The 7,788-nt window shown below is 65.6% G+C and carries 3 protein-coding genes and 2 pseudogenes; 3 read left to right on the forward strand and 2 right to left on the reverse strand.

All coding sequences use genetic code 11. The features are described from left to right. Nucleotides 1–275: 275 nt before the first annotated feature. From DM816_RS38335 to DM816_RS38350, 3 genes and pseudogenes are all read left to right on the forward strand, one after another. Nucleotides 276–1,170, forward strand: a pseudogene (locus tag DM816_RS38335) (IS5 family transposase). Between the two features lie 119 nt (nucleotides 1,171–1,289). Then, nucleotides 1,290–1,886, forward strand: a complete 597-nt coding sequence (locus DM816_RS38340; RefSeq protein ID WP_162908269.1) for an HNH endonuclease — start codon at nucleotides 1,290–1,292, stop codon at nucleotides 1,884–1,886. 254 nt (nucleotides 1,887–2,140) lie between these two features. Continuing rightward, nucleotides 2,141–5,956 (forward strand): hypothetical protein, encoded by a 3,816-nt coding sequence (locus DM816_RS38350; protein WP_211589033.1) that lies wholly within the window; start codon nucleotides 2,141–2,143, stop codon nucleotides 5,954–5,956. 131 nt (nucleotides 5,957–6,087) lie between these two features. Here the strand turns inward: DM816_RS38350 and DM816_RS38355 are convergent, their stop codons facing one another. Continuing rightward, complete coding sequence (locus DM816_RS38355; RefSeq protein WP_246002604.1) at nucleotides 6,088–7,503, reverse strand: ISKra4 family transposase; 1,416 nt, start codon at nucleotides 7,501–7,503, stop codon at nucleotides 6,088–6,090. A gap of 9 nt (nucleotides 7,504–7,512) precedes the next feature. Continuing rightward, nucleotides 7,513–7,788, reverse strand: a pseudogene (locus DM816_RS44980) (transposase); the annotation flags it as partial.

The following is a 7,788-nucleotide window of genomic DNA, read 5'->3' on the forward strand; positions in this document are numbered from 1 at the left end:
CCACCCGGCAGACCCAACCACCAACCCACCAACCGCTACGACGTCCACGTCGTCACCAGCAACCAGGCCAGCAAACCGAAACCCAAGACCAAGAAGTCAGTCAATCCCCGACCGCGCCGCACAGGTTAAAAGTCAAGCTAGGGTTTGTATCAAAGTTCGTCACATTGCCGGACCTGGTGCGATAGCCGAGACGGCGTGTCGGAGATCGACAATGGGCGAGGTCTCCGGTAGATGGTTCAACGACCAAGAAGAACCTGATACCGACCGGAGACCTCGTGGACACCTTAACGGTGGCGAGGCGGCATGACTTGACCGACACCCAGTGGGCGGTGTTGGAAGCGTTGCTGCCTAAGGCAAAGAAGGCAGGCCGTCCACCGACTTGGACGAAACGGCAGCTGATCGACGGGATCCGGTGGCGCACCCGGGTAGGTGCGCCATGGCGCGACGTGCCGGACCGGTACGGGTCGTGGGCGGCGGTATCCGCACTGTTTTCGCCGCTGGCAGCGCGACGGCACCTGGGCCAGGATTTTGACGGCCTTACAAGCGTTGGCCGACGCGGCCGGACAGATCGTGTGGGACGTGTCGGTGGACTCCACGATCGCACGGGCGCATCAGCATGCCGCTGGTGCGCGTAAAAGGGGGATCTGCAGACCGAGCCGCCTGGTGGCGTAAGTGACGAGCCGGCCGATCACGGGGTTGGGCCGGTCTCGTGGCGGGTTGACCACGAAGCTGCACCTTGCGTGTGAGCAAGGGCAGAAGCCGTTGTCGATTGTGTTGACTGCCGGGCAGCGTGGCGACAGCCCACAGTTCACCGCGGTACTCGACGGTATCCGGGTGCCACGGCTGGGCGGCGGCCGGCCGCGTACCCGCCCGCGGCGAGTGTTGGCCGACAAGGCCTACACGTCCCGGGCGAACCGTCGTTACCTGCGCCGGCGTGGCATCGCCGCGACCATCCCGTCCAAGGGCGATCAGGACGCTCACCGGCGTGCCAAGGGATCCAAGGGCGGCAGGCCACCGGCGTTCGACCCGCACATCTACAAACAGCGGCATGCCGTGGAGTGCGGGATCAATCGGCTCAAGCGCAACCGTGCGGTCGCCACACGGTTCGACAAGCTCGCGGTGCGCTACGAAGCCACCATTCACATCGCCGCGATCAACGAATGGCTCTGACCGCCTTTGATACAGACCCTAAACGAAAGTGGCGCGAGATGGTCGCCAGCGGCGTCCAGCGCGAATGCAACGCCTGTGAAGCGGTAAAGCCTCTTACCGAGTTCTACATAGGCGACGTGATGTGCAAGCCGTGTCGTCTCGCCGATAAGCTTCGACGGCGTCTTGAAGACCCCGCCGGGCACCGAGCGATACGCCGCGCCTACTACGCAGCGAACATCGAGCGTGAACGAGCACGCGGGCGAAAGTTCTCCAGGACACCCGCTGGACGGGCCATCCAACGCCGCGCTTACAGAAAACACCGCGAAAGCAACTTGGCGCGGGGTCGCGCCTGGTATGCGGCCAACCGTAACCATGCCTTAGCCGTAGCAAGAGAATGGAAGCGACGTAATCCCGACAACACGCGGTGGCACACACGTCTTCGCCGCGCCCGTAGGCTCCAGGTCGCTGGATCCCATTCCGAGCGTGAATGGCGCGCACTAAGGCGTAGGTTTCAGGGTCGCTGCGCATACTGCGGCATCCGGCCCGGACTCCACCGCGACCATGTGCTCCCGCTGTCCAGGGGCGGCTCGGACTACGCCTCCAATCTCCTGCCGGCCTGCCAATACTGCAACTCCTCCAAGCACGACAAGCTGCTTGCCTATTGGCGTTACCGACGCAACGGCGCTGCACACCTGGAAGCTCACATACGGGCGCGGCCAAAGGCACCATTGCCCTGACGTCGACGTAAGCATAGTTAGTGCCTCGCATGACGTCCGGCGGGCGCTCTGAATCGGACGACATGGAAATCGTCGTACGATCAACGTGGATGCCACGCGACAACAGGGAGCAAGCCGTCGGATACGCGAGGTGCCCGGGGAGGTCAGCTTGTGATTCGGCTCTCGGAAGGTTTTGCCGTCTTCGCGGACCGGTCCGCAGTCCGGCCGGCAGCCGCGCTTTCTTAGGATGAGTGCGCGACGCGAAGGGAGCGACGGTGGCCATCGATCCGGTCGAACGCCATGTACAGAGCGCCGATGAGGAGCACGCGCCGCTGGACCGTGACGGCTTTCTCGACATCGGTGCAGCTACTGGCATCACCTCCGCCAGCGATCTCGCCAGACGCCCCGGAAGCATTGTCCTACTTGCGCCCGGCGGCGTCGGAAAGTCCGAGGTACTCAAGGATTTGCGGCGCCGCGAGGATGGCGTCGAAGTCGACCTCGTGGGACTCCGAGGCGCCGAAGTCGGCCGGGCCGTCAGCGCGGCGATCGCTACCGGAAAACCGATTCACCTTGACTCCCTGGACGAGGCCCTGCTTGCTGAGCCGGCCCTCGTCCGGCTGGTGAACCGCGCGATGTCCGGGTCGTGCACTGATGGGGTCAGATGGCGGCTCGCGTGCCGCCCTTCGGCTTGGACCAGTGCGTTTATCGACGGCATCGCCAACGTCGAGAAGCTGCGCCTGCTACCGATGACGCGTGACGCCGCCCGCCAACTGCTCGTTTCGCTCAATATAGATGAAGGCTTCCTGGACGCGCTGGCCGCAGCGGGCCGAAGTAGGTTGAGTGCCTCTCTGCTGCAATTCATCGCGGCGGCCCGGCAATGGCAGAAGGACGGACGCCTTCCCGGGCAGCGCATTGACGCCCTGGAGTCCGAGGTGCAGCGGCTGCTAACCGAGCGGGAAGACGTCCGGCAGCCACTGCGGACAGGTGCGGACGTGCGGCGTCAGGCGGCTGGCCGGCTGGCCCTGTTCGCCGCGTTCGGCGGGGCAGGCCGGTTCGCGTTTCGCACCGGCGAAGGTCAAACCGCCGTCGCGATCACCGACCTGCCGACGGTACCCGAGCCGGACCGCCCTGATACCACGATCGGGCACGAGGTTTACGCGGAGGTGTTGGGCAGCGCTTTGTTCGACACCGCACCGCGGGACACCGTCTCCTTCCGGCACCAGGAGTACGTCGACTACCTTGCCGCAAGGTACGTGGTGGACCGGGAGCCTACGCGGCCGCAAGTTGCCGCTCTGCTTGGTTTGACCGATGGGGTCCTGCCGCGCTCGATGGGCACGGTCGCGGCGTGGATGGTGGCGTTGCGCCCGGAGCTCGCGGACGTGGTGGCACCAGCCAACGCAGTGACCCTGATCGATGAGCCGGAGGTCGGCATGTCGCCGGCCGCGCGGGCGGAGGTGGTGGAGGCCCTACTCGCGGAGGCGCGGGACCACGATTTGCCGCCGCGATGGTCTCTAGACCTGTCGGTCGTCGTGCATCCCGGCCTGGTGCAGCAGCTTACCGACCGGTTGACGGCCGGAGTCGACCAGCCTTTCGAAGCATGGTGGATCTGCCGACTGGCCCTCGCCGGTCAGATGTCGGCGGCCGCTTCCGCGGTGCTGACGATCGCGCTGGACGACCGGCTTCCGTCCTGGGCACGCAGAGCAGCGATCGCTGTGGTGACCAGCCTCGGCACGGAGTCCGACCGGTCGGCGTTGCTCGAGGGCCTGACGCTCGACCCAGACGTGGACCCGGACGACGAGTTGCGAGCCGGCCTGCTCGACGGGCTCTACCCCCGGCACATGACCACCGTCCGGCTGTTGCAGTTCATCACACGGCCGCGGCGGTTCAACTTCATTGGCGCATACCAAAAATTCCTCTTTGAGTTCGCCGCCAGAGTTCCGGACGCCGACCTGCCCGACGCTCTCGCCTGGGCGCGGGTAACCCTGCGATCTCAGATTTCCATCGAGTCACGCCCATGGATTCGTGAACTGTCGGTTCGGATTGTGGCGCGAGCCGTTGCCGCGTCCGATGACCCGGCTGCGTTGGAACCGTTGGTCGAGCTGATCGTCGATCTGGCCGGCAATACCCGTGTCCGCGCGCTGTGGGCTGAAGATGCCGCCCTCCGTCGGCGTCTCGCCTTCGCCGTCGCGGCGCGACTCGACGAACATCTATGGCCTGTGCTGCTCCAACTGCATCTCGTCACCACCGACGACATCTACTGGCTGAGGGATGTCGTCGACGCGGAACCAACCACCGGCCACAACGTGCTGGCCCGATGCCTTCGACAGCTGACCGCCCCACCCACCCCTGCAGACGAGGAAGACGAACAGGAGACCGACGAGCACGAAACCGAGACCCTGCCTGACCGTATCGCCGCCGCCCTCCGAGCAGCGATCGCCGCGTCTCGCCACGACCATGCCGCATGGGCCGACATCCCGATCGCCTTGGTACCAGGCCCCGACCGCAAACCGCTGTTCTTCTGCGACCTCACGACCAGGCCAGGCTGGACGCTGCTGACCAGCGACGAACAACGGGAGGTCCTCGACCGAGGCCTCGAATACGTCACCAGGCACTTGCCCAACCCGGACCTGTGGCTGGGCAAGTCCTCGATCGGGCTCGAGGTCATCCGGGACTGGTCAGGGGTCTACCTGCTCACGACGCTGGCGCGTCACGCGCCACGGCGCCTTACCGACCTCCCACCGACAGCGTGGACATGGTGGGCTCCCGCCATCGCAAACGCCTGGGCCCACAGCGACGCCTACCTCCTCCGAGAACTGGTCGACCTCGCTCCCACCGAGGCAAAAGCCGAGATCCGCATCGCCACGCAGGCCTCGCTCCGCAGCAGCGTCCAATGGCAGCGCAAACCGCTCTACGAACATTTCGCCGTGGACCTGGCGCCGGACCTAGCCACCGCCCTGCAACATCGGGCCTACTCTAACGATCAGAACGCCGACGCGCTCGCCTTTCTGATCGAGCACGACCCAGACATGGCCGTCGTAACGGCCCGATCTCTTGCGGACGGCGACGGCTCACAGCTGTCACGCGACGCGAACCGATACCTCGCCAGCGTCGACAGCCAGGCAACGATAGACCGCCTCTTCAGCGAGCCGATCCGGCCAAGCGTCCTGCCAGATCTCCTTGAGGGTCTACGAATTGACACAGTCGACGATGGCCGCCTGGCCGCGCTGGCCCGCCTTCTGCTGGGCCGGCATCCGCTTGCCGATGATTCCTGGGACGTCGAGGACTGGCCCGAAAGCCCAGCGCACCGGGCAGCCCGCATGCGCAACTACGCGGTCGAAACCCTGGCGATGCGCGGCCTCGTCAGCGAACTCAGCATCCTGGCCGACGGGCAGCCCCAGCAGGAACAGGCGCTCATCCGCCACTATCTACGCCTGGCCCGACAAGTGGCGGCCGACAACGCCCATTTCCACCTCAGCCCGGCCCGACTGCTCCGCCTGCTCGGCCGCTCAGATCTGCGGCTGATCCGGAACTCTGCCGACTTGATCGGCGCCTTGCTAGACCACCTAGACGAGCTACAGCACGAGATCTCGCGGAACAATGGCTTTCGCGACCTGTGGTCGCCGGACGGCAAGAATCTCGGCAGCGAGGATGACATCACTGACTGGGTGCGGCGCCGGCTGACCGAGCGGCTCGGTCGCGACCGCGTCATCCTTGCCAGGGAGCCCCAGGTCGAGCGCATCGCGGTCAAGGGCTCCGGCACGCGCATCGACCTGACCGCAGGCGCCCCGACCAACACCGCGCGAATCGGAGTCGCACAAGCGATCATCGAGGCGAAGCTGGTCAGCAACAACGGGTTGTCCACCGCGCTGCAAACTCAGCTCGTGCAGCAATACCTGGTCCCAACCGGCCAGCAGCACGGGATCTACCTTGTCTACTGGCTGCCGCCCGAGCAACAGACCTCCGGCACACGGAAATACGCCGACAAGCAGAACCTCGTCAACGAGATGCGACGCTGGGCCAAAGAAGTCGCGCCGCGATACGACGTGAGTGTCTATGTGCTCGACGTCAGCTGGCCAAAGCGTAAGCCCTGAATGAGTTGCTGCTGGCCGTCGCATGAACGTCGCCTATTCGCTGTACGTCGGCATGCGTATCGTTGCTGCCGTTTCGGATGTCCGTCCGCAACGGGGGTGCGTTTCTTCTTGAGTGAGCGGAGCCTGGGCTGTTACGCGGCCAGGGCGAAATGGTCTTGGTAGCGGCTGGCGTGGATGCGCTCGTGCTCACGGTTGAGGTGGAATCTCCAGTAGGCGTCGAAGTCGCCGTTGGCGATGACAGCGCGCAATAGCAGGACGGCCTCGCCGCCGGTGAGGCTCCAGCGGGCGCCGGTGATGTCGAGCCTGTCTTTTACCAGGTAGCGGCAACAGCCCTCGATCACACCGGTGGCGATCGGCCAGCCCAAAGCCAATGCGATGTGATAGTTGAGGTAGGGCTGTTTGGCGTGCAGGTAGGCGATAGCGCGTTGCAGGCCGGGAGCTGGGTTGTCGTCGCGGGTGCGTAGCCGGGCGCGCAGGTCCGCAATCACCTGCGGGGCATGGCCTTCCAACAGGTCGCGGGCGGTGGTCTGGACGAACGCGGCGCGGGCGGTGTGGGTGGGGTGCAGGTCCTCGGCGGCCTTCCACAAGTACTCAAGGACATGGATGAAGTCGACGACGATGTCGATCTGGACGCCGCGGTGTTTCGCTTCTGCTTCAAGGCATTCCAGTTGGTGGTTGGCGCCGTCGACCAGAACGATCCAGCGCCGTCGGTGGTGCGGATCGCGGGTTTCGGCTTGGTCGAACAACGCGGCGACCATCGGCGCGACCGAGTGTTGCAGGGAGGCGTCGACCTTGCGGCCGCTGGTTTTCGGGCCGGGCTGCCGGGCGGCGCGCTCTCGCGTATCGGCGGGAAGGATGTCTGCGGCGGTGCGTGGGGCGGGGACGGCGTCGTAGATCGCGGTCACCACCGCCATGCGGCTGCGCCCGGTGCGTTCCCGGCGTGACAACTGCGCTGAGGGTGGCTGCGGCCCGGCCGGGCGCGGCGGGGCCGGCGCACGCAGATCGGAGGCGATCATGTTCACCCCGGTGGCGTCGACACTGAGGACCAGCACGTCATATCCGCTGTCACCAGCCGGACCAGGTTTCGGGTTTGCCATCTGCTGGTAGAAATCGCGTATGTCGACTGCGGCCTCGGTGGCGATGTGCATCAGCTGCCGGGTGCCCAGATGCGCTCCGGTGCCGCGGATGATCGCCTCGCGTGCGGCCCGCAACGACCCGCCGGCCACCTCGTGAACCACCTGATGCTGCAACGGAAACGAGTACATCTTGTCCGGCAACGACAGCCGGGCGTCGGCCGGGTGCAGATTCGATACGCCAGGCGCACGGTAGGCGATCCGGGTCACCTGCACCCGCCCGACCGTGGTGGCCACCAACCTGGTGTGCCCGGTCTCAGCCTGCATCCACGGGCTCTTTCGTTGAACGGGTTCTTCGTGATCGGGTTCGGTAGGACATCGATGGTCGACGATGTTGCCTTGTTTGGTGTATGTCGTATTCGCCGGGCTCGGGTTCCGGCTTGCTCCGGGAATGTGGCTGCGCGGCTTGAAGATCGGTGAGGCAGTGACCGGTGGGCTGTGAGTGTTGGTGAACAGTCGTTGCCAGTCATGCCGCCATCGCCATCCGGCGGGCAGATGGATGATCAGGCGGCGAGCGTGGCGAGCGATCCGGGCTGGGATGTTGATCAGTTTGCGGCGCAGCGTTGCGGCACGGGCTTTGGCATAAATGCCGCCGGTGGTGCCGTCGGCCAGGCATCCTGCGGCACGGGTCAGATTGTGTGCCATGGCGGCCAGGGTCAGCCAGGCCGCGTTGGCTGCGAAGCGTCCGGAGGGCAGGTG

Origin of the sequence: Allorhizocola rhizosphaerae (genome assembly GCF_003426775.1) — a bacterium.
Classification (GTDB): domain Bacteria; phylum Actinomycetota; class Actinomycetes; order Mycobacteriales; family Micromonosporaceae; genus Allorhizocola; species Allorhizocola rhizosphaerae.